Here is a 24,592-nt window from a genome sequence, read left to right on the forward strand (position 1 = left end):
TTCATTATTTAAATTATCCACTCATCAGATTAAAAGGAGTAACTAGAATCGCACCATCTGAAACCGGAGCGGAGCAAGACCCGAGATGAGCAACCTGGCGACCGAGCGCGTCCTGAGCGTGCACCACTGGAACGATTCCCTCTTCAGCTTCCGTACCACCCGCGACCGCGCGCTGCGGTTCACGAACGGCCAGTTCGTGATGATCGGGCTCGAAGTCGAAGGCCGTCCGCTGACCCGTGCATACAGCATCGCGAGTCCGAACCACGAGGAGCACCTCGAGTTCTTCAGCATCAAGGTGCCCAACGGTCCGCTGACCTCGCGTCTCCAGCACCTGAGGGAAGGCGACCCGATCGTCGTCAGCAAGAAGCCCACCGGCACCCTGGTTCTGCACGACCTCAAGCCGGGCAAGCACCTCTACCTGCTCTCAACCGGTACCGGGCTGGCTCCCTTCATGAGCGTGATCCAGGACCCCGAAACCTACGAGCGCTTCGAGCGCGTCGTACTCATCCATGGCGTGCGCACCGTTTCCGAGCTGGCGTATCGGGACTTCATCACCAACGAATTGCCGCAACACGAGTTCTTTGGGGAATTCGTGCGCGACAAACTCATTTACTACCCGACGGTCACGCGCGAACCCTTCGAGAACCAGGGACGCCTCACCGACCTCATCAACAGCGGCAAGCTGTTTCGCGACATCGGACTGCCCGAACTGGATCCCGCCGTCGACCGCGCCATGATCTGCGGCAGCCCCGCGATGCTCAAGGATTGCTGCACTTTGCTCGATTCGCGCGGCTTCCACATTTCGAAGCACATCGGCGAGCCCGGCGACTACGTGATCGAACGCGCATTCGTCGAGAAGTGAGGTCTGGCGGGTAGCGGGCGTCCCGCGCAGGGCGCCGGATGACTGCCGGTTACGAGAAGGTACAAGGACGGCATGCACAAGCGGCCATGCAGGAGTACACTTCCGCGTACTCGCAGCAAGCCGGATCGAAGCATGGAATTCCCTCGCCGGACGGTCGTGTCCCCTGCGCACGCCGCCGCACGCTTGTCCCTCCCCCTGTTGGCGGTGCTATTGGCAATGGCGCCCCAGGCGGCCCATCCCGCACCACCCCCGGGGCACCCCTCACCAGGCGCTGCGCTGCAGCTGATCCGGCCAGGCGCGGAACAGTCTGCGGCCTTGCGCCGCACGGGTGTTGCACTCGATTCGATCGACGCCAACGAGTACACCTACATCGAGGTCGATGAGGCCGGAAAGAGCTACTGGATCGCGACCGCGAGGATGAAGATCATGCGCGGCGACATGGTCCAGTTCGACGAGGGCGTGACCATGGAGCAGTTCTACAGCAAGCTGCTCAAGCGCACGTTCCAGTCGGTGATGTTCGTCGACGCCGTTTCGACCACCTCCGGCAAACGATGACCGCTGCTCAGGTCGTCGAAATCCGCATGCCGAAATTTCCGGAATGCTGGGAGAGCTGCGGAAACTGCCGCACCGAGGATGTCTTCGTGCAAAGCGTGTTGGTGCGGGCCGGCGAATCCATCGGCTACGACGAACCGCTGATCGTCCTCGAAACCGGCAAGACCGCAATGGACATCCCCTCGCCCCGAGCCGGCACCATAGTCGAGGTCAAGGTCGATGAAGGCGACCTGATCGACGAGGGCGACCTGATCGCGCTGGTCGCCATCGGCTGACGCGCGTACGGTCCTAACCCGGCGCTAGCGCACGCGGCACGCGCGATTGCGCCCGCCGAGCTTCGCCCGGTACATCGCCTCGTCGGCACGACACATCAGCTCGTGATCGTCGTTGCCGTCCTCGGGATAGATCGCAATGCCGATGCTCGACGAGATGCGCACTTCACGCCCCTCGAGCACAAAAGGTTTTTCGAGCGCACCGCGGATCTTCTCCGCGACGATCTCGGCGTCCGTAGCGGCACCGACTTCGGGCAGCAGCACGACGAATTCGTCCCCGCCCCGCCGCCCCAGCGCATCCGACGACCTGATCGAGCCCTGCATGCGCCGGACCGCCTCGCACAGCAGCAAATCGCCGACGTAATGTCCCATTTCGTCGTTGACCCGCTTGAAATGGTCGAGATCGATGAACAGCAGCGCAAACCGGTGCCCGGAGCGACGCGCCTGGACGAACGCATATCCGAGCAGTTCGCCGAACATCAGCCGATTCACGGCACCGGTCAGGATGTCGTGCGTGGCCATGTGCGCAATACGCCGCTCGGCCTCCTTGCGTTCGGTGATGTCCGACAGGAGTGCGATGGCCCCCTTCATATGGCCCCATCCGTCGTTGAGCGGCGCCAGCGAGACGAGGACGGTCAGCTGTCTGCCGTCTCCGCGCGTCAATCGCACCTCGTAGCGCTTGCTTTCCCCTTCACCAAGGCGGGCGAGTATGACGTCGCGACTTTCGCCTCCGCCATCGGCCCACAGCTCGTCCAACGATCGTCCGAGCAATCGCGACTCGTCCCGCCCGACGAGCGCGACGAATCCGGGATTGACGAAGGTCAGCCTGAAATCTGCATCGGTCGCCGCTATGCCGTCGTGGGCAAGATTCACGAGCGCGCTGTATTTCGCCTCGCTCCGGCGCAATGATTCCGTGGTCCGTGCCAGTCGCGCCGCGCGCTCGCGGGTAATCACGAAGAACAGGGCCGTCACGACGAGCAGGACGCCAACCAGCACCACCGACACGAATTCCGCTTGGCGGATATCGTGTTCGGCATCGAACGACGGCAGGGCCTCGAGGCGGATGATCCACTCGACCCCGCCGAGCATCGCGCGCTCGGTACTGACCCGCCCCGACCCGGATTCCGGCATTCCGGGATGACTGTCGTAAAGCAGGGCTTCCGGTGCGTGGATCCGGTCGAACACCTGCACGCGGATCTGCCCGGCATGCTGGTCCAGCATCTGGCGCATCAGGCTGGCCATCCGGAACGGCAGATAAACCCATCCCCTGAGCGCAGCCCAGCGCTCGGCCTCCGTCGCGACCGGCATCCCGTCTCCAAACACCGGCATGTAGAGCAGAACGCCTGCCTGCACGTCCGTTTCCGTTTCCTGGACGAGAACGGTCTTTCCGCTCAGGGCCGGTTCGCCGGACCGCACGGCCCGATCCATCGCCTCGCGCCTGACCGGCTCGGAATACATGTCGTAGCCGATCGCGCGTGCATTGCGCCAGTCGGCCGGTTCCAGCACGACGATGCTGCTCAGGAACTCCCGCTGCCCCTCGGGCCATACCCTGTAATCGCTACCGGCGAATTCGCGCATGGCCCGCGTATGCGCCTCCAGCTGGCCCGGCCATATCCATTGCGCAAATCCGATTCCCTGCACACCCGGAAAGTCTTCCTGGAACGACAGCCGCTGCAGGTAGGTCCGCCACACGTCAAGATCGAGGTCCTCGCGCGAGCGCAGAAACGCCTGCCCGCCGCGCAGTAGCATGCGATAGGTGTGGAATCGCTCGCTGACCTTCAGGACCAATTCGGCGGAATGGCTCGCCAGATGGGCGTGCATCTGCTCTTCGTGACGTTGGCCGAGGTGGCGCCAGACGACGAGAGCCGCCGCGATCGCACAGGAGAGCGCAATTGCGAGGAATGCCACCCCTGCGGGCGACCAACTGCGCGGCAGCGCGGGACGGGTACCCTGCTCCTGGGCATCATGCATTTCGCGATCCATCGGGACTGAGGCGCGCCTCACCAACGCGCCCCAATGTGGTCATCATGTAACAAAATGATAAAGACCAGCTCCGCCGGCGACGCGGGATTCCTTCTCACTTCCGCGACAGCGCAAGCACCGGCGGGCTTGAGGTATCCTTTGCGCACTTCATCATATCGGTTCGACCGAAACAAAAAAGCGACCCAATGGCCCAATACGTAATGTCGATGCTCAGAGTGAGCAAAGTCGTGCCGCCCAAGCGGCAGATCATCAAGGATATTTCCCTGTCGTTCTTCCCCGGCGCAAAGATCGGCCTGCTCGGCCTGAACGGGTCGGGCAAGTCCACGGTGCTGCGCATCATGGCCGGTGCCGACAAGGAATACGAAGGCGAAGTGCAGCACCTTGCGGGCATCCGCATCGGCTACCTGCCACAGGAACCGCAGCTCGACGCCACCAAGACCGTCAAGGAAGAGGTCGAGTCCGGCCTGGGCGAGATCGTCGAGGCGCGCGTGAGGCTCGAAGAGATCTACGCCGCCTATGCTGAACCCGATGCGGACTTCGACAAGCTCGCCGAGGAGCAGGCTAAATACGAGAACATCCTCGCCGCAGCCGGCTCCGACATCGAGAACCAGATGGAGATCGCCGCCGATGCGCTGCGCCTGCCGGCGTGGGACGCCCTCGTCGGCAATCTCTCCGGTGGCGAGAAGCGCCGCGTGGCGCTGTGCAAGCTGCTCCTTTCCAAACCCGACATGCTGCTGCTGGATGAACCGACGAACCACCTCGACGCCGAATCGGTCGAGTGGCTGGAGCAGTTCCTGACGCGCTTCCCCGGCACCGTCGTCGCGGTCACGCACGATCGCTACTTCCTCGACAACGCCGCCGAGTGGATTCTCGAGCTCGACCGCGGCCACGGCATCCCTTGGAAGGGCAACTACTCTTCCTGGCTGGAGCAGAAGGAAGCGCGCCTCGAGCAGGAGCAGAAGCAGATCGACGCCCACATGAAGGCGATGAAGACCGAGCTGGAATGGGCACGCTCGAACCCGAAGGCCCGCCAGGCGAAGTCCAAGGCCCGCCTCGCGCGCTACGAGGAGATGGCCACCGTCGAGTACCAGAAGCGCAACGAGACCCAGGAAATCTTCATCCCGCCCGGCGAGCGTCTTGGCGACAAGGTGATCGAGTTCAACGGGGTGACCAAGGCCTTCGGCGACAAGCTGCTGATGGACAAGGTCAGCTTCAGCATTCCGCCCGGCGCGATCGTCGGCGTGATCGGCCCCAACGGCGCCGGCAAATCGACGCTGTTCAAGATGATCGAGGGCCGCGACCAGCCCGATGCCGGCGAAATCACGATCGGCTCGACGGTGAAGCTCGCTGCGGTCGACCAGTCGCGCGAGGGGCTTGCGAACGACAAGACGGTGTTCGAGGCGATCTCGGACGGCGCCGACGTGCTGACCGTGGGCCGCTTCGAGATGCCCAGCCGCGCCTACATCGGCCGCTTCAACTTCAAGGGCGGCGATCAGCAGAAGCTCGTCGGCAACCTGTCCGGGGGCGAGCGCGGCCGCCTGCACCTGGCCAAGACGCTGATTTCCGGCGGCAACGTGCTGCTGCTCGACGAACCGTCGAACGACCTCGACGTCGAGACGCTGCGGGCGCTGGAAGACGCGCTGCTCGAATTCGCCGGTTGTGCGCTGATCATCAGCCACGACCGTTGGTTCCTCGACCGCATCTGCACGCACATCCTCGCGGCGGAAGGCGACTCGCAGTGGACCTTCTTCGCCGGCAACTATCAGGAATACGAGGAAGACAAGAGGAAGCGGCTGGGTGAGGAAGGCGCGAAACCGAAGCGCATCCGCTACAAGCCGATCACCCGCTGACAGACACGACCGGGCGGCCGGCGCGTGCCGCCGCCCGCCTCGCGACGGGCGCGTTTTCCGCTATCCTCGATGCCACACTCATCGCCAGAAACGACAGGAGAATATCCATGTACAAGAGCCTCCAGCGAATCCTCGCCGTGAGCGCTGCCCTGTTCGCCCTCGCGCCGGCAGCCCCGGCACAGGCGGAAGCCCCCATGGTGAAGACCCAGGTTCCGGGCTACTACCGGACCATGGTCGGACAGTTCGAGGTCACCGCGCTGTATGACGGCGCAATCGAGCTCGACACCAAGCTGCTCAAGAACGCCGAACCGGAAGACCTCAACCGGATGCTGGCGCGCAATTTCGTCGGCAACCCGAAGATGCAGACCGCGGTGAATGCCTACCTGATCAACACCGGCGGCAACCTGATCCTGGTTGACGCCGGCGCGGCCAAGCTCTTCGGGCCGACCCTCGGCTTCGTCCTCGACAATCTCAAGGCCGCCGGCTACGACCCCGCACAGGTCGACACCGTCATCCTGACCCACATGCACCCCGACCACATCGGCGGGCTCGGCGACCCGGCGGCTCCGCCGGCCTTCCCGAACGCGAACGTGTACGTGTCGGTGCTCGACAACGACTTCTGGCTCTCGCAGCAGGCCGCCGCTGCGGCCAAGCCCGAGATGCAGGACTTCTTCAGGATGGCACGCGAGGTCGCCGCACCCTACCAGGCACGCGGCAAATGGCGCACCTTCGCCGACGGCACGGAGATTGCGGCCGGCGTACGCGCGGTCAAGGCCTACGGCCACACGCCGGGGCACAGCGCGATCTCGGTCGAGTCGTCCGGCCAGAAGCTGCTGATCTGGGGCGATATCGTGCACTCGCATGCGGTCCAGTTCGCGCTGCCGGGCGTCTCGATCGAGTTCGACTTCGATCAGAACCAGGCGATCGCAACCCGCCGCAGCCTCATGTACTCGCTGGCGGCAAGCAAGACCCTGGTCGCCGGCATGCATCTGCCCTTCCCCGGCATCGGCCGCGTGCGCGCAGACGGCAAGGGCGTCTATGCGTGGGTGCCGATCGAGTATTCGCCGCTCCCCAAGCCGGCGCAGTGATCAGCGTTCCGGCCAGAAACGCTCCATCAGCGGCTTGACGCTGATCCCGTGACACAGGATCGAAAGGGTGACGACGATCAGTGTCATGTGGATCAGCTCGAGCGCGAGCTTTTCCGGCAGCCCGTGCTGGATCGCGTACATCAGGTAGTACAGGGAACCGATCCCGCGCACGCCGAACCAGCCGGCGAGCGCTTTTGCATTCCAGGGCGTGCGCGTGCCGGCGAGCCCGACGAACACGCTCAGCGGACGTGCGACGAGGAACAGGAATAGCGCCAGCGACACCGCGCGCCAACTCCACGAGTCGACGAACAGGGTGCCGCCGATCAGCAGGATGAGCACCACTTCCGACACGCGCTCGAGGTGCTCCTTGAACACCAGCGAACCCTCGCTCACCGTCGCCGCCGGTACGCCCTCGCCCCCCTCGCCGCTGTCGTTCGCCAGCAGCCGGTCGGGGACATCCGGCCCGGCACCGGCCAGCTTCCGCTCGGTCTGACGCAGCGCAACCGCGGCGAAGAACACCGCCAGGAAACCCCAGGCGCTGATCAGCAGGCTGACGCCATACACCAGCGCGATCAGACCCAGGCCGAGGAAGTCGTCGAGCAAGCCGTGCCCGGGCCGATTGCTGCGCAGGCGATGCGCCACGTGGGCGAGCCCCGCGCCGGAAGCCGCACCCAGCGCGATGCCGGCGAACGTGGCCCACACGACGTCCACCAGCAGCCAGCGCGTGCCCAGTTCGCCCAGCTCGTGCAGACCGAGCAGACCGAGCCCGAGCATGACAAAGGGAAATGCGCTGCCATCGTTCATGCCGGCCTCGCAGGTCAGCGTGAAACGCAGGCGGTCGCGGTCGCCCGGATGGCGGATCTGGACCTCGGTTGCGAGCACCGGATCGGTCGGCGCGACGATCGCCCCGAGCAGGATCGCGGCCCCCAGCGGCAGCCCCAGCGCGTAGTGGGAAAACGCGGTCACCAGGAGCACCGTGACCGCCATCGACACGAACGCGAGGAGAATGGGCGTGCGCCACCGCGCCAGGCTGACCGGAACAGGCATCTTGACGCCCGCCGCATACAGCGAGATCAGCGCGGCCGCCTCGGTGAGGATCTCGAGGAGCGCAGACTCCTTGAGCGGATTGAAGTGGAAGAGGTTCAACACCGTCGGCCCGACCAGCATGCCGACCGCCAGGTAAATGATCGCGCTCGTGACCGGCAAGCGCTTGAGGACCGACGAAGTCAGGCCCATCGCGAGCAAAAGGCCGCCCACCAGCAGGAACCACTGCGCGTTAGTCATTGCTTAATCCGTGAATGCGGAAAGGCGCCACTGGCGATCGCTTCCCTCGATAACGAACGCGTCCCGCCCCGAAGCAGGCAGGACGATGCCTGTCGATGACAGACTGGTGCGGCTGAAACCCGGCGTCGCACGGACCGCCTGCACCATATGGTGCCCAAGAAGGGACTCGAACCCCCACGCCTCGCGGCGCCAGAACCTAAATCTGGTGCGTCTACCAATTCCGCCACTTGGGCCCCGCCGTGCCCGCAAAGCGGGCTGCCGCCATTGCAGCGGCGCGCGCATTATACACGGCCTCACATCCGCAGGCGTTCCGCGTAGCCGGTCATCTCGAGGTAGCCGCGACCGATCTCGCGGCCCGATTCGAACAGCCGCACCGCACCCTCCCAATACACGGCGCCGGTCGAGCGGCGGCTGTCGAGTTCCTGATCGTCCATCAGCGGACGCAGCTCCAGACGGCGGCCGTCGATGTCGATGAGCCATTCGACGGCGTACTCGGCGCCGGTGCGGGGGGAGCGCCAGCGCCGCTGGGGCGTGAAGGCCACCTGCCCGGGGCGCAGGGCACGGGGTTCGCCTCCGGCGGCGCGCAGCGTGCCGGCGGACCACAGGGCCGCGCCGCGCTCGTCGCGCATGCGGAAGGCCATCAGCGAGCCGCCGTCGTGGAGGTTGATGCCGATCCAGTCCCAGCCGCGCGCGCCCTCGGGCAGCAGTTCGCTGGACCACTCGTGGTCCAGCCAGGCGCGGCCCGTCACCGGGACGGTGGCGCCATCCACGCGCAGCGCGCCGCTGACCGCGAGCTGCGGGCGGCTGTAGTAATGGCTCGCATGTTTCGGATCGGTGGCCTTCTGGCTGAAGCCGTTGTCGCCGTTGAGCACGGGCAGCCCGGACGGATCGAATCGCAGGTCGAAGGCGAAGGATCCGGCGTCGATGCGGCTGCGGTAGTGATCCTGCGTCCATGCAAGCTGCCAGTCGCGGATCCATACGCGCGTCGCCCCGGGATCGGCGCCCGCAAGCGGGTCGAGCGCGCGTTCGCTGCGTTCGGCATGAAGGAGGCGCCCGGCGGCGGGATCGGCGATCGCCGCATGGGCGAGCACGAGCTGGCGCGGTGCGAAGCGGCTCGGGTTGTCTTCCCCGATCCCCGTGCGGACGCGGAAAAAGGTGACCTGGAAGCCGCGCTCTACGCCCCGTTCGTCGGTGATCCACCCGGTGACGTACCACCACTCGGTACGGAAGTCCGGATGGGCACCGCCATCTTCGGGAAAGCGCAGCACGGTCCCGGGCAGCACGGGCGGATAGTCGGGCTCCGCCTTCACTGCCGGCATGGCCAGCACGCCGCACACGGCGAGCGCAAGAGCGCGCCAGATCCGCCTCCAGCCCATCACCAATCCTCCCGCACGGCCAGCAGGGCCGAACCGCGCATCGCCTGATAGCCCGACACGCGCGCCGCAAGCCCCGCAAGCGCGATCACGATGGCGGCGAATGCCAGCAACCCGCCGAACGGAACGTGCAGATCCATGCTCCAGTGGAAACTCTGGCGATTGACGACTTCGATCAGGACGAAGGCCACCGCGGTTCCCGCGAGCAGGCCGAGCACGGTGCCTGCCGCCGCAGTGAGCACGCCTTCGAGCGTGATCAGCCGGCCGACCTCGCGGCGCGTCATCCCGAGATGGCGCAGCATGCCGAATTCCTTGCGCCGGGCGATCGCCAGCACCGCAAAGCTGGTGCTGACGCCGAACAGGCCGATGAGCACGGCGACCGCTTCCATCGCGTAGGTGACCAGGAAGGTGCGGTCGAAGATCGCCAGACTCCGGGCGCGAATCTCCCCGGGGCTCGCGATCCGCACGGTGTTCTCGCCGAGGATGTCGCGCACTGCCGCGGCGACCGTGTCGAAGGAAGTGCCCGCGGCGAGGAAGACGCCGACGTCGTTCGCGACCAGGTCCCCGGTCGCTGCACGGTAGTCCGCGAGTTCGATCGCGACCGCGCCCTGCTGTCGCGCGTAGTCGCGCCACACGCCGGCGACGCGGAAGGCTACCGGATTTCCGCCCAGAGGCAGGACGATGCGGTCGCCGGCGCCGAGCGCGAAGAGGTCGGCCATCGCCTCCGACACCCACGCAGGTTTCTCGCCCGCGGAGGGAGGCACGGACAGGCCGACCAGCGGGAGCAGTTTGCCGCCATCCAGCGGCCGCGCGATCAGGGACACCGGCAGATGCCGGTCGTCGAGGCGCAGGGTGTCGAAGCGCACCGGCATGGTTCGCGACACGCCCGGCAGGGCCGCGATCCGCGCCAGCGCCGCCGGATCGAGAAAGCCGCTGGTCCCCTGCGGGGAGGCGCTGACGTAAAGATCGGCGGGCAGCACGGCGGTGAGCCAGCGATCGACCGAGTCGCGGAAGGAGGCGACCATGATCGCCATCGCGACGGCGAGCGCGACGCTCGCAACGACCCCGGCGCCGGCGACGACGCCCTGCCCGGGTGCAGCCGCGAGCCGGGCGTTCGCCAGCCTCCACAAGGCCCGGCGCGGACGCGACGCGACGCGCGTAACGCCCCGCACGAGCATCGGCAGCACCAGCACGGCGCCGACGAGGATCAGGGCGACCGCGAGGTAGCCGAACACGGGCACGCCGGCTAGCGGCGGCAGCAGGCACAGCACTGCGGCGCCCGCCAGGCAGGCTGCGGCGCGGCGCGGGCGCGGATGGAAGCGGAACATGCTGGCCTCGTCGCCGGACTTGAGCGCACGCGCGGGCAGCATGTGCCGCGCCTCGCGCGCCGGCAGCCATGCCCCCGCGAGCCCGGCGAGAACGCCCAGCAGGAGATAGGTGCCGCTCGCGGCCAGGTCGAAACGCAGCGCGGGGCTCACGCCGCTGAAGTAACCCGCGCCGAGATCGCCACCGGCGACATCGAAGGCGACCGCCGCAATGCCGTGCCCGAAGGCGATCCCGAGCAACCCGCCCGCAATCCCGACCACAGCGCCTTCGATCAGCAGTCCGCGCATCAGCGCCCCGCGTCCCAGCCCCAGCGCGCGCAGGAAGGCGAATTCCTGCCGACGGCGCGCAACGGCAAGGAACTGGGTCGAAAAGACGAGGAACCCGCCGGTGACGAGGGCGATCGCGGCCAGCATCGTGAGATTCACGCGGTAGGCGCGCGAGAGGCCGGCCGCCAGTTCCTCGGCCGCGTGCGGGGTGAGCACCGCGACGCCCGCGGGCAGGTCGGCCGCGAGTGCATCGCGTGCGGCCCCGACGTCGATGCCCGGCTTCAGCCGCAGGTCGATGCGCGTGATGCGGCCCGGGCGGCCGAAGAGCTGTTGTGCGGCGGCGATATCCATGACCGCCAGCGCTCGCCCCTGACCCGCCCCGGGCACCGCGCCCGCGACGCGCAGCGACACGACCCGCGCGCCGGCCAGGACGTCCAGCCGCTCGCCGGCCGAGACGCCGAGTTCGGCCTGCGCCGCCGGGCTCAGGAACAGCGCATCGGGCTGCAGCGCGGCGAGCGCCACGTCGTCACGCCGGGCGTCGTCGACCTGCTGCGGCATCAGGGCCGGATGGACGTAAGCGACCCGCAGGGCGTCGAGACCGAATAGGGAGAGCGACCGGTCGTGCGCCGGCAGGCGGACCTCGAGTTCCACGACAGGGCTGGCATCGGCCACCTCGTCGCGCATCGCCAGCCGGCCATATAACGCATCGTCGAAGCCGTCGCGCGATCCCGCCACCTGCAGGTCCGCCTCGCCGGAAAGAAGCCGCATGCCGCGGCCGAACTCGTCGAGTGCCGCACCGTGGATGATCTGCACGGCGAGGCCGAGGGCTACGCCAAGGGCGATTGCGAACAGCGACAGTGCCGTCGCGAGACGGCGACGGGCGAGGCTCGCGACGAAGATCCGGCCGAGTACCCGGCTCACGTGCCTTCGGCCTCCGGCAGCAGACCGACGGCGGACAGGCGCAGGATGCGGTCGGCGCGCAAGGCCGCGGCACGCGAGTGGGTCACGAGGATACCCATCGCTCCCGCGTCGCGAACGCACTCGAGGAGCAGGTCGAGCACGCCCGCGGCGCGGGCGGGATCGAGGTTGCCGGTCGGTTCGTCGGCGAGCACCAGCGACGGCCGATGTACGAGGGCGCGGGCAATCGCGACGCGCTGCAGTTCGCCGCCGGAAAGCTCGCGCGGCCAGTCGCCGGCGCGATCGAGGAGCCCGACCCGGTCCAGCATTCCCCGGGCGCGCCTGTCCGCCTCGGCGTCATCGGCGTCGAGCAGCCACAGCGGCAGGGCGACGTTCTGCACCACGTCGAGGTGCGGAAGGATATGGAAGGCCTGGAACACGAAGCCGAAGCTGCGCCTGCGCAATCCTGCCAGCGCGTCGTCGTCGAGTCCGACGAGTTCGGTCCCGTCGAGACGGATGCTGCCGCCATCCACCGGCTCCAGACCCGCCATGCAGTTGAGCAGGGTCGACTTGCCGACCCCGGACTCGCCCATGATCGCGACAAACTCGCCGCGTTGCACGCGCAGAGACAGCCCCTCGAAGAGCACGCGCGCTCCGGCCGTCCCGAATCCCTTTTTCAAGTCGCAGATCTCGAACATTCCGGCCGCCTCCCCCCCCCCGGCGCGTGGTTCCCCGAACCATGACCGCAAGACATCCGCGGCTGCGGACATGCCGCAGGGCCGCGATGCAAATCCATGCTGCTTATGATGGGCAAATCCGGGATTGACTCGACCCGGCATAAATGGAAAGCTGCACCATTTGACTCGCACAGTGTATACGGCGCGCATGACGCGGATGGAAATCACCCGGGCCATAAGCCCCTCGCGCGCAGCCTCCGCAACGGGAACGAGCACACCGCTCCGACGCGAATCCCGCTGCAAGCATACGCTGCCTGGCTCCCCCGCGACGCGTGTCGCAGGCCACGGATGACATGCTGAAGCGCTTGGTGCGACTCGTCCTTACCCTGTCGGTGCTGGCGCTGCTGGCTCCGTCGGCGTTCGCGCTCGAGGCGGCGATCGTCCTGTCGAAGCGAAGCGACGCGCAGGCTGCTTTCGCGGCCACCCTGAGCAACAAAGTGTCGTCCTCGGCTTCTGTCCGCCTGAACGATGCCGGCAGCACCGGCGAATCGATCAACGAGGCGGCCCTGAAACGCGCCGACGTCGTGATCGCAGTGGGCGCGGAAGCAGCCGACGCGGTCGCCGAACGCAGCACGACCCCCATCCTGGTGGCGCTGATTTCGTCGCCCAACCTCCGGGCGCTGCAGCAACGCCATCCGCGCGCGAAGCTCGGCGGTTTCGTGCTCGACCAACCGCTCGCCCGGCACATCCGCCTGATCCGCGCAACCAACCCGAAGACGGCGCGCGTGGGCGTGCTGCTCGGACCGCAATCCGCGCCGATGCGCAGCGCACTCGCCGAGGCCGGCGCCCGCCAGGGGCTGACGATGAGCTTCGAGACCATCGAGGATATCGACGGCCTGCTGCCCGCGCTCGAACGCCTGCTCGAAGCGTCGGACGCGATTCTCGCGGTGCCCGACCCGGTCGCCTACAGCCCCAGCACCGCGCGCCCGATCCTGCTCACCACCTACCGCTACCGCAAGCCGCTGTTCGGTTATTCGCAGGCCTACGTGACGGCCGGTGCGATCGCCTCCGTCTACACCGCTCCCGAGGATGCCGCGCATCAGGTGGGCGACTGGCTCATCTCGCAGCAGGGCGCGGGTCACGTCGACCTTCCGGTGGCGGAAGCACCCCGGTATTTCAGCGTCGCGGTCAATCGCCACGTCGCCCGTTCGCTGATGTACCCGGTTCCGGACGAATCGACGCTCGTCGAGGCGATCGAGAAGAGGAGGCCGCAATGAAACCGAGCCGCCTTTCCCTGCACAACCGGCTGCTGCTGGTGGCGCTGCTGCCGGCGGCGCTGCTCGCCACGCTGGTGACGGCGCTGGTGCTGTATCGCGGCGCGCAGACCCTGGACCGGACGCTGCACGAGCACGGCAACGCGATCGTCAGCTTCCTCGCCCCCGCGGCGGAATACGGTGTCATTTCCGGCAATCGCACCACGCTGCAATCCCTGCTGCAGGCGGCGACGGCGCAGCGGGAAGTGAGCGCCGCCGCCGTCTATGACGACCGCGGCACCCTGCTCGCCAGCAGGGGGCGCATCAGCGTTCTGGAACCGGAGATGCTGCACCGCGTTCAGGATGGCGCGATTTCGCACGCAGCCCCGGAACTGCTCGCCGTGGTCGCGCCGATCAAGTCGGGCGGCATCGACATCGACGACGAACTTGTCGACGGCTGGCAGACGGGCGCCGCCCACCAGGGGATGCGGACGATCGGCTGGGTTCACGTCGAGCTCGACACCCGTCCGTCTTCTCGGGAGAAATCGCTGATCATCTGGACCTCGTTCGGAATCCTCGCCGCGGGCCTGCTGCTAACCGCGGTGATCGCCGTCAGGCTGGCTCGATCGGTGTCGCACCCCGTGGCACGCCTGGTCCGCGGGGTCGGGCAGATGGCGGCCGGCGCGCTCGACGTGGAGATTCCGGAGCACGCCACCAGCCACGAACTGTCCGCACTGGAACACGGCTTCAACACAATGGCGCGGGCGATCTCCGAGAACCATCGCACCCTGCAGTCGCGCATCGACGACGCCACGGCGCTCCTCGCATACCAGGCACAGCACGATCCACTGACCGGCCTGCCGAACCGCCGCGTGTTCGAACAGAAGCTCGACGAATGCGTCGTGGCGTCCCGGCGGGCGGGCGATCACGGGGCGCTGTGCTTTATCGACCTCGACCGCTTCAAGATCGTGAACGACACCTGCGGCCATGCTGCCGGCGACGACCTGCTGATGCGCATTGCGCTCCTGATCCAGCAGCGCGTGCGCGAACAGGACATCATCTGCCGCATCGGCGGCGACGAGTTCGCGCTGATCCTGCGCGGCTGCAGCCCGTCCGATGCGCTCAACATCGCCGAGGAATTGCGCGAGAGCATCTCCTCGTTCAACTTCGAGTGGCAGGGACGCAGTTTCTCGATCGGCGCCAGCATCGGGATGGCCCATATCGACGGAAGCTGCGTCGATCCGTCGGAAATCCTCATCGCCGCCGACGCGGCGTGCTACGACGCCAAGCGAAACGGCCGCAATCGCGTCGTGCGGTATCCGGCCGAAGCGGAGAGCCGCGAGTCGCCCGCGCTCGAAGGGCCGGACAACGGGCAGACGGCCTGACTCCACCCGGGGAGGCCGACTTCACTCGGCCAGCAACGCCCCGCCACGTGGTTCGTGCGATTACCCCGGCGCGCCATGCGGCGGCGCACGCGGCTTCGCGTATACTCGCGGCGCCCCGATCATGCCCGTCGACCACTACGAAAACTTTCCTGTCGCGTCGCTCCTGCTTCCGGCCCGCCTGCGCGAGCCCGTGGAAGCCATCTACGCGTTCGCACGCACTGCCGACGACATCGCCGACGAGGGCGACATGGCCCCGGTTACGCGCCTTGCGCGGCTCAACGACTACCGCATCGAACTGAATGCGATCGGCGCCGGCCAGCCGCCGCGCGATGCCTCGCTCGCGCCGATCTTCACCCGCCTCGCGACGAACGTCCGCGCCCACAAGCTGCCGCTGCAGTACTTCCGCGACCTGCTCGACGCCTTCAGCCAGGATGTGGGCAAGACGCGCTATGCCGACTTCGCCGAACTGCTCGACTACTGCCGCCGCTCGGCGAACCCCGTCGGGCGGCTGCTGCTGCACCTCTACGACGCAGCGACGCCCGACAACCTGCGCCGCTCCGACCTGATCTGCACGAGCCTGCAACTCATCAACTTCTGGCAGGACGTCGCGATCGACTGGCGCAAGCGGCGGATCTACCTGCCGCAGGCCGACATGACGCGCTTCGGCGTGGACGAAGCCCACATCGACAGCGGGCGCTGCGACGATGCTTGGTGCGCCCTGATGGACTTCGAAGTGCAACGCGCGCGCACGATGATGCTCGAAGGGGCGCCACTCGCACGGCAACTGCCGGGACGCATCGGCTGGGAGCTGCGCCTGATGGTGCTGGGCGGCCTGCGCATCCTCGAACGCATCGAGGCGGTCGGCTACGACGTGTTCCGCCGCCGACCCGCCCTCACCCGCAGCGACTGGCCGCGCCTCGCCTGGCGGTCCGTGCATTACCCGAGAAACCGATGAATCCGCACGATTATTGTCACGACAAGGCTGCGAAGAGCGGCTCCAGCTTCTACTACAGCTTCATGTTCCTGCCGCCGGAGCGCCGTCAGGCCATCACGGCCCTGTATGCGTTCTGCCGCGAGGTGGATGACGTCGTCGACGACTGCCACGACGTGCAGGTCGCCCAGACCAAGCTCGACTGGTGGCGCAAGGAAGTGTCGCAGGCGTATGCGGGCTCCCCCAGCCATCCGGTCGGATTCGCGCTGAAGGACGTCAGCGCGCGCTTCAACCTGCCGCGCGAACAGCTGCTCGAGATCATCGACGGCATGGAGATGGACCTTACGCAGACCCGCTACCTCGACTTCAAGGGGCTGCAGCTCTACTGCTACCGTGTCGCCAGCGTGGTCGGTCTCCTCGCCGCCGAGATCTTCGGCTACCGCGAGCGCCAGACGCTGAAGTACGCGCACGACCTCGGCATGGCCTTCCAGCTCACCAACATCATCCGCGATGTCGGCGAGGATGCGCGCCGTGGCCGCATCTACCTGCCGATCGAGGACTTGCAACGCTTCAAGGTCCCGGCGAGCCAGATCATGGAAGGCCGCCACGACGACAACTTCCGCGCGCTGATGGCCTTCCAGGCCGAACGCGCGGAGAAGTTCTACGACCAGGCGCTCGCCCAGCTCCCCGCCGCCGACCGCAAGAGCCAGCGCCCCGGCCTCGTGATGGCGGCGATCTACCGCACGCTGCTGCGCGAGATCGCCAGCGACGGCTTCCTCGTGCTCGACCGCCGCACCTCGCTGACGCCGGTGCGCAAGCTGTGGATCGCCGGCAAGACCTGGGTGCGCGCATGACGGCGCAGCGGGCCCGGTGATGAACCATCCGGTCGCGATCATCGGTGCCGGCTACGCCGGCCTGGCGTGCGCGGTCGAACTCGCCCGGCGCGGCGTGCAGGTGACCGTGTTCGAACGCTCGCACACGCTCGGCGGACGCGCGCGCGCGGTCTTCAAGGACGGCTGGCGCGTCGATAACGGCCAGCACATCCTGCTCGGCGCCTACGGCGAACTGCTGCGCCTGCTGCGCGTGACCGGCGGCTCGCCCAAGGAGCTCGCCCACCTGCCGCTCACGCTCCACACGCCGGGGCAGCTGCACCTGCAGGCCGCCCGCCTGCCCGCCCCGCTCCACCTGGCCTTGGGCCTGCTGGGTGCCAGGGGCCTGGGCTGGGGCGACCGGCTCGCGATGCTGCGCCTGATGCGGGTGCTGAAGAAGCGACGCTTCCGCGTCGACTCCACGCAGAGCGTGGCGGCGCTGCTGCACGAGCTGCGTCAGCCGCAACGCCTCGTGCATCTGGTGTGGGAGCCCCTGTGCGTCGCCGCGCTGAACACGCCGCTCGCCGAGGCCTCGGCGCAGGTGTTCGCGAACGTGCTGCGCGACAGCCTCGGGGCCGGCGCGGCGGCAAGCGAACTGCTGATCCCGCGCGTCGACCTGTCCGAACTCTTCCCCGTGCCGGCGGCGCGCTACCTCGCCGTGCGGCGCGGCAGGCTGCGCACCGGAACGCCGGTCGAAGCGATCCATCAGGTGCATGGCGGATTCCGGCTGGAAGGCGACCCCGCGCAGCGGCAGATCTATGCGCAGGTGGTGCTCGCGACGGCACCGCACCACGCCACCGCCCTGCTGAACTCTGTCGGCCACTGCGAGCGCCTGTCGGCGATGATCGCCGCGCTGCCGAGCGAGCCGATCACGACTGTCTACCTTGCGCTCGGGCCGACGGTGCGCCTGCCCTATCCGATGATCGGCCTCGCGCGCGGCCCGGCCCAGTGGGCCTTCGACCGCGGTCAGCTCGGCGGGCCGCAGGGCCTCGTCGCCTGCGTCATCAGCGCGCACGGTCCGCACGACGCGCTATCCCGCGAAGACCTGCTGCTGGCCGTGCATGCGCAGCTCGAGCAGGAACTCGGCCTGCGCCTGCCCCCCCTCGAGTGGTCGCAGGTGATCACCGAAAAGCGTGCGACCTTCGCCTGCCGTCCCGGCATCTCGCGGCCCGGCACGCAGACGCCCGTGCCGGGGCTGTGGCTCGCCGGCGACTACCTCGACTCGGATTACCCCGCGACGCTGGAATCGGCCGTGCGTTCGGGAATCAAGGCGGCGTCGCGCGTGCTGCGCCGCATCGCCAGCACCGCGGCCTGAACCCGTCGCCTCAGGCGGGCCGCAGCGCCGCCGGTTCCACGAGACGTCCCGCCTGCATGTGCAGGACGCGGTCGCAGCGCGCAGCGAGCGACTCGTCGTGCGTGACGAGGATCAGCGTGGTTCCGGATTCGCGGTTCAGCGCGAACATCAGCTCGATCACCGCTTCGCCCGTTACCGCGTCGAGGTTGCCGGTAGGCTCGTCGGCGAGGAGCAGCCGCGGGTCGGGCGCGAAGGCGCGCGCCAGCGCGACGCGCTGCTGTTCGCCGCCGGAGAGATGCTTGGGATAATGGCGCAGGCGGCTGCCCAGGCCCACGCGCTCGAGCCATTGCCGTGCCGTGGCCGCGGCATCGCGGGCGCCGGCGAGCTCGAGCGGGAGCATGACGTTCTCGAGCGCGGTCAGCGCCGGCAGCAGCTGGAAGGCCTGGAACACGAAACCGATCGCCTCGCCGCGCAGCGCCGCGCGGTCGTCCTCGCCGAGCGCGAACAGATCCCGACCAAGGATACGCACGCCGCCGCTGCTCGGAACATCCAGCCCGGCGAGCAATCCCAGCAGGGTCGATTTGCCCGAGCCGGAGGCGCCGACGATCGCGACCGACTCGCCGGCCGCGACGTCGAACGTTACATCCTGCAGAATCTTGAGCGTGCCCTGGCCGTCGGCCAGCTCGACGCTCTTCGACAGGCCCGAGACCTGCATCACCGGAACGGAGAACTCAATGCCGCTGCGATCCATCGTGACCTTCTTGTTTGCAGTCCTGTTGTCGGGTGCCGCCCAGGCGGCAACGATACTCGTGTGGGGCGACAGCCTGTCCGCCGGCTATGGCCTGCGGCCGAAGGAAGACTGGCCCACCTTGCTGCAGACGCGACTTGCACGCGAAGGGTTCCGCCATACCGTGATCAACGCCTCCGTAAGCGGCGAAACCACGGCCGGAGGCCGCACTCGCCTGAGCGCGGCCCTCGACCGCCACAAGCCCGACCTCCTCATCCTGGAGCTCGGCGCCAACGACGGCCTGCGCGGCCTGCAGCCCGCGCTGATGGGCGAAAACCTCAGCGCGATGATCCAGGCGGCGCGCGGCAAGGGCGCCAAGGTGCTGCTCGTGGGCATTCAGCTGCCGCCCAACTACGGCCCCGCCTACACGCGGCGCTTCCACCAGACCTTCACCGAGGTCGCGCGCGCCGAAAAGGTGCCACTTGTCCCCTTCCTGCTCGACGGCTTCGCCGACAAACCGGAATTGTTTCAGCCCGACGGTATCCATCCGACCGCCGAAGCCCAGCCCTTGATCCTCGAAACGGTGTGGAAGGGGCTGAGGACGCTGCTCAAGGGCTGAAGCAGCCTGCCGGGCCGGTCCGCAACCGGCCCGCATCGCGCTCATCCGACGCGCAGCACCGCTTCGCCTGCGACCATGTGTCCGATGACGTGCCCTTCGCTGCCCTGCTCCGCGCGGATCGCCGCCAGCACCGCTTCGACGCCGGACTCGGCGCAGGCGATCAGCAGGCCGCCGCTGGTCTGCGGGTCGGTGATGAGCTTGCGCTGCCACTCCGGCGCATCGGCAGCCATCGCCACGTCGTCGCCGTAGCTCGCCCAGTTGCGCGTCGAGGCCCCGGTGGCGATGCCGTCGCGCACGAGCTTCTCGGCGGCGGCGATCTTCGGCAGCGCATCGAAGTTCACGGTCGCGCCGAGCTTCGAGCCGCGGCAGATCTCGAGCAGGTGGCCGGCCAGCCCGAAGCCGGTGACGTCGGTCACCGCATGCACGCCGTCCATGCCGGCGAGGCGTGCGCCGACGCGATTGAGCAGCGTCGTCCAGCGCAGCATCTCGGTGTAGTCCGCATCCGTCAGCAGCCCCTTCTTGAGCCCCGCGGAGAGGATGCCGATGCCCAGCGGCTTGGTCAGGATCAGCACGTCGCCCGCCTGCGCGCCGGCGTTCTTCTTGACCTGCGCCGGATCGACGACGCCCAGCCCGACGAGGCCGTAGATCGGCTCCAGCACGTCGATGGAATGGCCGCCGGCGATCGGGATGCCGGCGTCGCGGCACACCGCGGCGCCGCCCTCCAAAATGCGGCCGATGACCTCGGGCGGCAGCTTGTCGAGCGGCATGCCCACGATGGCCAGCGCCATGATGGGACGCCCGCCCATCGCGTACACGTCCGACAGCGCATTGGTCGCGGCGATGCGGCCGAAATCGTAGGGGTCGTCGACGATGGGGGTGAAGAAGTCGGTCGTCGCCACGATGGCCTGCCGCTCGTTCAGCTGGTACACCGCCGCATCGTCGGCGGTTTCGGTGCCGACGAGGAGCTCGGGCGGGACGATGCCGGCCGGCGCATGCGCGAGGAGCTTCGACAGCACGGCGGGCGCTATTTTGCAGCCGCATCCGCCGCCGTGGGAGAATTGCGTGAGTTTGATCTGATCCATGGATTCCGAAGGGGAAAGACGGCCGCCCGGCGAGCACCGGCGCGCCGCGACAAGGCATGAAAAAAGGCATCGCGACCGTAGCACAGCTGGACACCTTTGACGAGTTCATCGACGCCCGCAGCCCCGCGGAATTCGAGGAAGACCGCATCCCCGGCGCGATCAGTTGCCCGGTGCTGGACAACGAGCAGCGCGCCATCGTCGGGACGATCTACAAGCAGCAATCGGCCTTCGAGGCGCGCCGCATCGGCGCCGCGATGGTCGCCGAGAACATCGCCCGCCACCTGCGCGAGCGCTTCCAGGACAAACCCAAGGACTGGCGCCCGCTCGTCTACTGTTGGCGCGGCGGCCAGCGCAGCGGCTCCTTCGTGAGCTGGCTGCGGCTCATCGGCTGGGACGCGTGCCAGCTCGAAGGCGGCTACAAGACCTGGCGCCGCATGGTCGTCACCGAACTGGAGACCCTGCCGCAGCGCTTCGACCTGCGCGTGATCTGCGGCGCAACCGGCAGTGGCAAAACGCGCGTACTCGAACAGCTCGCGGCACTCGGCGCGCAGGTGCTCGATCTCGAGGACCTCGCCGCGCACAAGGGATCGGTGCTGGGCGCCCTGCCCGACCGTCCGCAGCCGACGCAGAAATCCTTCGAAACCCGCCTGTATGAAAAGCTGCACGGCTTCGACCCCGTCCGCCCCGTCTTCGTCGAGGCGGAAAGCCGCAAGATCGGCCGCATCCACCTCCCCGAGGGCCTCATCGCGCACATGCGGGCGAGCCCCTGCGTGGCGATCGAGGCGGCCCGCGACGCGCGCATCGAGTTCCTGGTACGCGACTACGCCTATCTCGGCGACGACGTGCCCGACCTGCAGAGCCGCATCGATTTCCTGCGCGGCCTGCAGAGCAACGAGATCCTCGACCGCTGGAAGGATCTCGCCCGCCAGCACGACCTGCCCACGCTGTACGCGGAGTTCATCGACCTGCATTACGACCCGCTCTACCGGCGCTCGCAGAACCGCAATTTCGCGCGCTTCCCGGATGCCCCGAGCTTCGCCTGCGACGATCTCAGCCCCGCCGGCATCCGCGAGCTGGCGCAGAGGATCTTCGCGGCACAGGCCTGAGCGCCCTCACACGCTAGCGACCGTGAGCCCGAACTTGTCGATGCGGTAGCGCAAGGTATCGCGGCTGATGCCGAGCACGCGGGCTGCGCGCGACACGTTCCAACCGGTCTGGCGCAAGGCGTCGAGCAGGGCCCGGCGCTCCATGTCCTCGAGCGTCTGCGGCGCGGAAGGCGCGACCGGCGCTGCGGGCGCAGGCTCCGGGACGCCATGCGGCAGGGGCGGCACCGTGACCGCGGTCGACAGCGACAGCTGCGGCGCGTCGATCGTCGGCCCGGTGGCCAGCAGCACGGCCTGTTCGAGCACGTTGCGCAGCTCGCGCACGTTGCCCGGCCAGCTGTGCGCGAGCAGCACTGCGTCGGCCTCGCGCGTCAGCGCGGGCGGGCTCTTGCCGTAGCGTGCGGCGTGCAGCGCGATGAAATGCCGTGCCAGCGACAGGATGTCCGCTCCCCGCTCGCGCAGCGGCGGCAGGCTCAACTGGAACACGCACAGGCGGAAGTAGAGGTCGGCGCGGAAGCTGCCTTCACGCACCAGGGTCTCCATCGGCCGATGCGTGGCGGCGACGATGCGCACGTTGACATGCTGGTCGCGCAGGCTGCCGATGCGCCGCACCGTCTTTTCTTCCAGCAGTTTCAGCAGCTTGGCCTGCAGCGACAGATCCATGTCGCCGATCTCGTCGAGGAACAGGGTTCCGCCCTCCGCCGTCTCGACGAGGCCCAGCTTGCGCTCGCGCGCATCCGTAAATGCGCCGCGCTCGTAACCGAACAGTTCGGACTCGAGCAATTGTGCGGGAATCGACGCGCAATTGAGCTCGACGAAAGGCTTGTCGCGCCGCGGCCCGTTGAAGTGCAGCGCCCGCGCGACCAGCTCCTTGCCCGTCCCCGTTTCGCCGAGTACCAGCACCGCCGGCGCATCGGTGTCCTGCAACTGCGATTCCGCGTCGAGCAACTGGCGCAGCGTGTTCTTCAGCGCCACCATGGGCGGCGAGTCGCCGAACAGGCTGGCCAGGTCGGTCGAGTCGGCCTCGCGGCGATGGTAATAATCCAGCGCACTGTCACGCTGTTTCTCGTCGAAAGCCTTGTCGATCAACAGCTTGAGCTTGCCCAGCGCGACCGGCTTGGTCAGGAAGTCGCGCGCGCCGGACTTCATCGCCTCGACCGCGAGTTCGACCGTGCCGTGACCGGTGATCATGATCACCGGGATGCCGGAATCGAAGGCGCGCACGCGCGTCAGTGCCTCCAGGCCGTTGAGGCCCGGAAGGTTGAAGTCGAGGATCACCGCATCGGGCTTGAACACGTCGAGCAGCGCCAGCCCGTCTTCCGCGCTGCCGGCGACACGCACGTCGTAGCCGCTGCGCTCGAGGTAGATGCGGATGTTCTTGCCGAGGACCGCCTCGTCCTCGATCACCAGAATCGCGCGCCCCATAGTCCTTCTCCTGCCTCTCTGCCGCCTGATCGAACCGGTCGGTCATGCACACGTCAGCGTCAGATGCACCGCGGTACCGCAGCCGGGCGCGCTGTCGATGTCCATCGTGCCGCCATAGCGCTCGATGATCCGCCGGGCGAGCGCCAGGCCGACACCCAAGCCCTGCGTCTTGGTCGTGTAGAACGGTTTGCCCACCCGCTGCAACTGCTCCGAGGTCATGCCGGGACCGCTGTCGCGCACAGTAAGCACCACCTGGCGTCCGCCGCGCACGCTCTCGCAGCCGATCTCCAGGCGCCCGTCGGCCTGGATCGCCTCGATGGCGTTCGCCACCAGGCTGTGCAGGACCTGCGCCAGCAGCAGCGCATCGCCACGCACCGCACACATCTGGGGAGGCACCTGCAGCGACGCGGTGATGTGCCGCCGGTGCAGCTCGCGCCCGAACTCGTCGACACAGCGCGCCACAATCGGCGCGAGCGACACCGCGCCGGCCTTCTCGTCCAGCGGGCGCGAGTACGAGAGCAGCTCGCGCACCCAGGCTTCGAGCCGGTCGGATTCGGAGATGATGTCGCCCGCCGCCTCGCGCCCCGTCTTCTCGTCGGTGACCAGGATCAGCTCGGCGGAGCTGCGGATCGACGCGAGCGGATTGCGTATGCCGTGGGCGACCGCGGAACTCATTTCCCCGACCACGGCCAGCGTCTCGGCATCGACCAGGCGGCGCTGCTGCTCGGAAATCAACAGGTCCGCCCGCCGCACCATGCCGAACAGGGCGGCATACAGGAAAAGCCCGGCCAGCGCGGCGCCGACAGCGATGTTGCGGTTGAGCTGCTGCAGGGCGTTGAACAGCGCGACGGGATTCTTGTAGAACTCGATCGCACCCAACACCCTGCCGTCCGTGTCCCGCACCGGCAGGTAGATCTCGACGAAGAAGTTGGCCGCACGTGCCAGATGCATGTGCTCAGCCTTTTCCTTGACCTCGTGGCGCTTGCCATGTGCGACGAGCCTCCCCGCGAGGGCTTCGTCGAGCTCCTCGTTGGCGCCGAACTGTTGTCCGATCATCTCCATCTCGCTCGACCACAATATTCGGCGCGACGTATCGTAGAGATTCGCCCTCAGCACCCCTGGCATCAGCGCGAGATGGGAAAACGCCCCGCCCGGCTCGTCCGTGCTGACCGGTTCGCGCTCGACGAGGAGCCTGCGCACGGACTGCTCGGTCATGACCAGATTTTCGACCATTTCCATGGTCAGCTGGCCTTCCTGCCGCACCATGCGCTCGGTCACGAAATCCGAGATCAGGTAGCCCGCAATCGCCGAGATCGACGCGATCGACAGCAGCCCGATCAGCGCAAACCAGCGACTCAGGTTGAACGGCCGCAACTGTGCGGGCGTCGCACGTCTTTCGCGTCTGGTTCCGGTCATCGCACCATCCCCTCCACCCGCATTCACGCCCGCGGACAATTCGCGCCCCCATGCATCG

21 protein-coding genes and 1 tRNA gene are annotated in these 24,592 nt (G+C 67.8%); 12 read left to right on the top strand and 10 right to left on the bottom strand.

The features are described 5' to 3' along the window. Positions 1-85: 85 nt before the first annotated feature. The 3 genes from GPA27_RS07140 to GPA27_RS07150 all read left to right on the top strand — a co-directional run bounded on the left by GPA27_RS07140 (position 86) and on the right by GPA27_RS07150 (position 1,689). A complete protein-coding gene (locus tag GPA27_RS07140) occupies positions 86-862 on the top strand; it encodes a ferredoxin--NADP reductase (RefSeq protein ID WP_169138978.1) in 777 nt (258 codons plus the stop codon). 132 nt (positions 863-994) lie between these two features. Beyond that, positions 995-1,417, top strand: a complete 423-nt coding sequence (locus tag GPA27_RS07145; RefSeq protein ID WP_169138980.1) for a hypothetical protein — start codon at positions 995-997, stop codon at positions 1,415-1,417. Continuing rightward, positions 1,414-1,689 (top strand): biotin/lipoyl-containing protein, encoded by a 276-nt coding sequence (locus GPA27_RS07150; RefSeq protein WP_169138982.1) that lies wholly within the window; start codon positions 1,414-1,416, stop codon positions 1,687-1,689. Before GPA27_RS07145 ends, GPA27_RS07150 begins: the two co-directional genes overlap by 4 nt. 24 nt (positions 1,690-1,713) lie before the next feature. On the opposite strand, the gene GPA27_RS07155 is transcribed toward GPA27_RS07150, so the two are convergent. Next, positions 1,714-3,657 (bottom strand): CHASE domain-containing protein, encoded by a 1,944-nt coding sequence (locus tag GPA27_RS07155; RefSeq protein ID WP_169138984.1) that lies wholly within the window; start codon positions 3,655-3,657, stop codon positions 1,714-1,716. Between the two features lie 197 nt (positions 3,658-3,854). Here GPA27_RS07155 and ettA point away from each other — a divergent pair, with 197 nt between their 5' ends. Both ettA and GPA27_RS07165 read left to right on the top strand, forming a co-directional pair. Next, positions 3,855-5,519, top strand: coding sequence for an energy-dependent translational throttle protein EttA (gene ettA, locus GPA27_RS07160; protein ID WP_169138986.1), 1,665 nt, complete (start codon positions 3,855-3,857; stop codon positions 5,517-5,519). 107 nt (positions 5,520-5,626) lie between these two features. After that, positions 5,627-6,607 (top strand): MBL fold metallo-hydrolase, encoded by a 981-nt coding sequence (locus GPA27_RS07165; RefSeq protein ID WP_169138988.1) that lies wholly within the window; start codon positions 5,627-5,629, stop codon positions 6,605-6,607. Here the strand turns inward: GPA27_RS07165 and GPA27_RS07170 are convergent, their stop codons facing one another. The 5 genes from GPA27_RS07170 to GPA27_RS07190 all read right to left on the bottom strand — a co-directional run bounded on the left by GPA27_RS07170 (position 6,608) and on the right by GPA27_RS07190 (position 12,451). Beyond that, positions 6,608-7,891, bottom strand: coding sequence for a cation:proton antiporter (locus GPA27_RS07170; protein ID WP_169138990.1), 1,284 nt, complete (start codon positions 7,889-7,891; stop codon positions 6,608-6,610). Positions 7,892-8,039: 148 nt separating this feature from the next. After that, positions 8,040-8,124 (bottom strand) — tRNA-Leu (locus tag GPA27_RS07175). A 60-nt stretch (positions 8,125-8,184) separates the two neighbouring features. Next, on the bottom strand, positions 8,185-9,267 hold the full coding sequence (locus tag GPA27_RS07180) for a lipocalin-like domain-containing protein (protein WP_169138992.1): 1,083 nt from the start codon (positions 9,265-9,267) through the stop codon (positions 8,185-8,187). Continuing rightward, the gene (locus tag GPA27_RS07185; protein ID WP_169138994.1) at positions 9,267-11,777 is read right to left on the bottom strand and encodes an FtsX-like permease family protein; all 2,511 of its coding nucleotides are present in this window, start codon (positions 11,775-11,777) and stop codon (positions 9,267-9,269) included. Before GPA27_RS07185 ends, GPA27_RS07180 begins: the two co-directional genes overlap by 1 nt. Next, on the bottom strand, positions 11,774-12,451 hold the full coding sequence (locus GPA27_RS07190; RefSeq protein ID WP_169138996.1) for an ABC transporter ATP-binding protein: 678 nt from the start codon (positions 12,449-12,451) through the stop codon (positions 11,774-11,776). The genes GPA27_RS07185 and GPA27_RS07190 overlap by 4 nt, the downstream gene beginning before the upstream one ends. A 332-nt stretch (positions 12,452-12,783) precedes the next feature. Here GPA27_RS07190 and GPA27_RS07195 point away from each other — a divergent pair, with 332 nt between their 5' ends. The 5 genes from GPA27_RS07195 (at position 12,784) to hpnE (ending at position 18,183) form a co-directional block, all read left to right on the top strand. Further along, complete coding sequence (locus GPA27_RS07195) at positions 12,784-13,707, top strand: ABC transporter substrate-binding protein (RefSeq protein WP_169138998.1); 924 nt, start codon at positions 12,784-12,786, stop codon at positions 13,705-13,707. After that, a complete protein-coding gene (locus tag GPA27_RS07200) occupies positions 13,704-15,068 on the top strand; it encodes a sensor domain-containing diguanylate cyclase (protein WP_169139000.1) in 1,365 nt (454 codons plus the stop codon). The genes GPA27_RS07195 and GPA27_RS07200 overlap by 4 nt, the downstream gene beginning before the upstream one ends. A 121-nt stretch (positions 15,069-15,189) precedes the next feature. Then, the gene (gene hpnC, locus GPA27_RS07205; protein WP_169139002.1) at positions 15,190-16,023 is read left to right on the top strand and encodes a squalene synthase HpnC; all 834 of its coding nucleotides are present in this window, start codon (positions 15,190-15,192) and stop codon (positions 16,021-16,023) included. Then, the gene (hpnD, locus tag GPA27_RS07210) at positions 16,020-16,853 is read left to right on the top strand and encodes a presqualene diphosphate synthase HpnD (protein ID WP_050416300.1); all 834 of its coding nucleotides are present in this window, start codon (positions 16,020-16,022) and stop codon (positions 16,851-16,853) included. The genes hpnC and hpnD overlap by 4 nt, the downstream gene beginning before the upstream one ends. 19 nt (positions 16,854-16,872) lie before the next feature. Beyond that, positions 16,873-18,183: a hydroxysqualene dehydroxylase HpnE gene (gene hpnE, locus GPA27_RS07215; RefSeq protein WP_169139004.1), complete on the top strand. Its 1,311-nt coding sequence runs from the start codon at positions 16,873-16,875 to the stop codon at positions 18,181-18,183. Between the two features lie 10 nt (positions 18,184-18,193). Here the strand turns inward: hpnE and GPA27_RS07220 are convergent, their stop codons facing one another. Next, the gene (locus tag GPA27_RS07220) at positions 18,194-18,913 is read right to left on the bottom strand and encodes an ABC transporter ATP-binding protein (protein ID WP_169139006.1); all 720 of its coding nucleotides are present in this window, start codon (positions 18,911-18,913) and stop codon (positions 18,194-18,196) included. On the opposite strand from GPA27_RS07220, the gene GPA27_RS07225 reads away from it, so the two are divergent. After that, positions 18,897-19,508 (top strand): arylesterase, encoded by a 612-nt coding sequence (locus GPA27_RS07225; RefSeq protein WP_169139008.1) that lies wholly within the window; start codon positions 18,897-18,899, stop codon positions 19,506-19,508. The genes GPA27_RS07220 and GPA27_RS07225 overlap by 17 nt on opposite strands. A gap of 41 nt (positions 19,509-19,549) precedes the next feature. Here GPA27_RS07225 and selD read toward each other — a convergent pair whose 3' ends face one another. Beyond that, positions 19,550-20,590: a selenide, water dikinase SelD gene (gene selD / locus GPA27_RS07230; RefSeq protein WP_169139010.1), complete on the bottom strand. Its 1,041-nt coding sequence runs from the start codon at positions 20,588-20,590 to the stop codon at positions 19,550-19,552. A gap of 56 nt (positions 20,591-20,646) precedes the next feature. Here selD and mnmH point away from each other — a divergent pair, with 56 nt between their 5' ends. After that, positions 20,647-21,696, top strand: a complete 1,050-nt coding sequence (gene mnmH, locus GPA27_RS07235; protein WP_169139012.1) for a tRNA 2-selenouridine(34) synthase MnmH — start codon at positions 20,647-20,649, stop codon at positions 21,694-21,696. 6 nt (positions 21,697-21,702) lie between these two features. Here mnmH and GPA27_RS07240 read toward each other — a convergent pair whose 3' ends face one another. Continuing rightward, complete coding sequence (locus GPA27_RS07240; RefSeq protein ID WP_169139014.1) at positions 21,703-23,118, bottom strand: sigma-54-dependent transcriptional regulator; 1,416 nt, start codon at positions 23,116-23,118, stop codon at positions 21,703-21,705. Between the two features lie 42 nt (positions 23,119-23,160). Then, on the bottom strand, positions 23,161-24,534 hold the full coding sequence (locus GPA27_RS07245; protein WP_169139016.1) for a sensor histidine kinase: 1,374 nt from the start codon (positions 24,532-24,534) through the stop codon (positions 23,161-23,163). Positions 24,535-24,592: the final 58 nt, after the last annotated feature.

This window comes from Aromatoleum toluolicum, from assembly GCF_012911005.2.
Classification (GTDB): Bacteria; Pseudomonadota; Gammaproteobacteria; order Burkholderiales; family Rhodocyclaceae; genus Aromatoleum; species Aromatoleum toluolicum.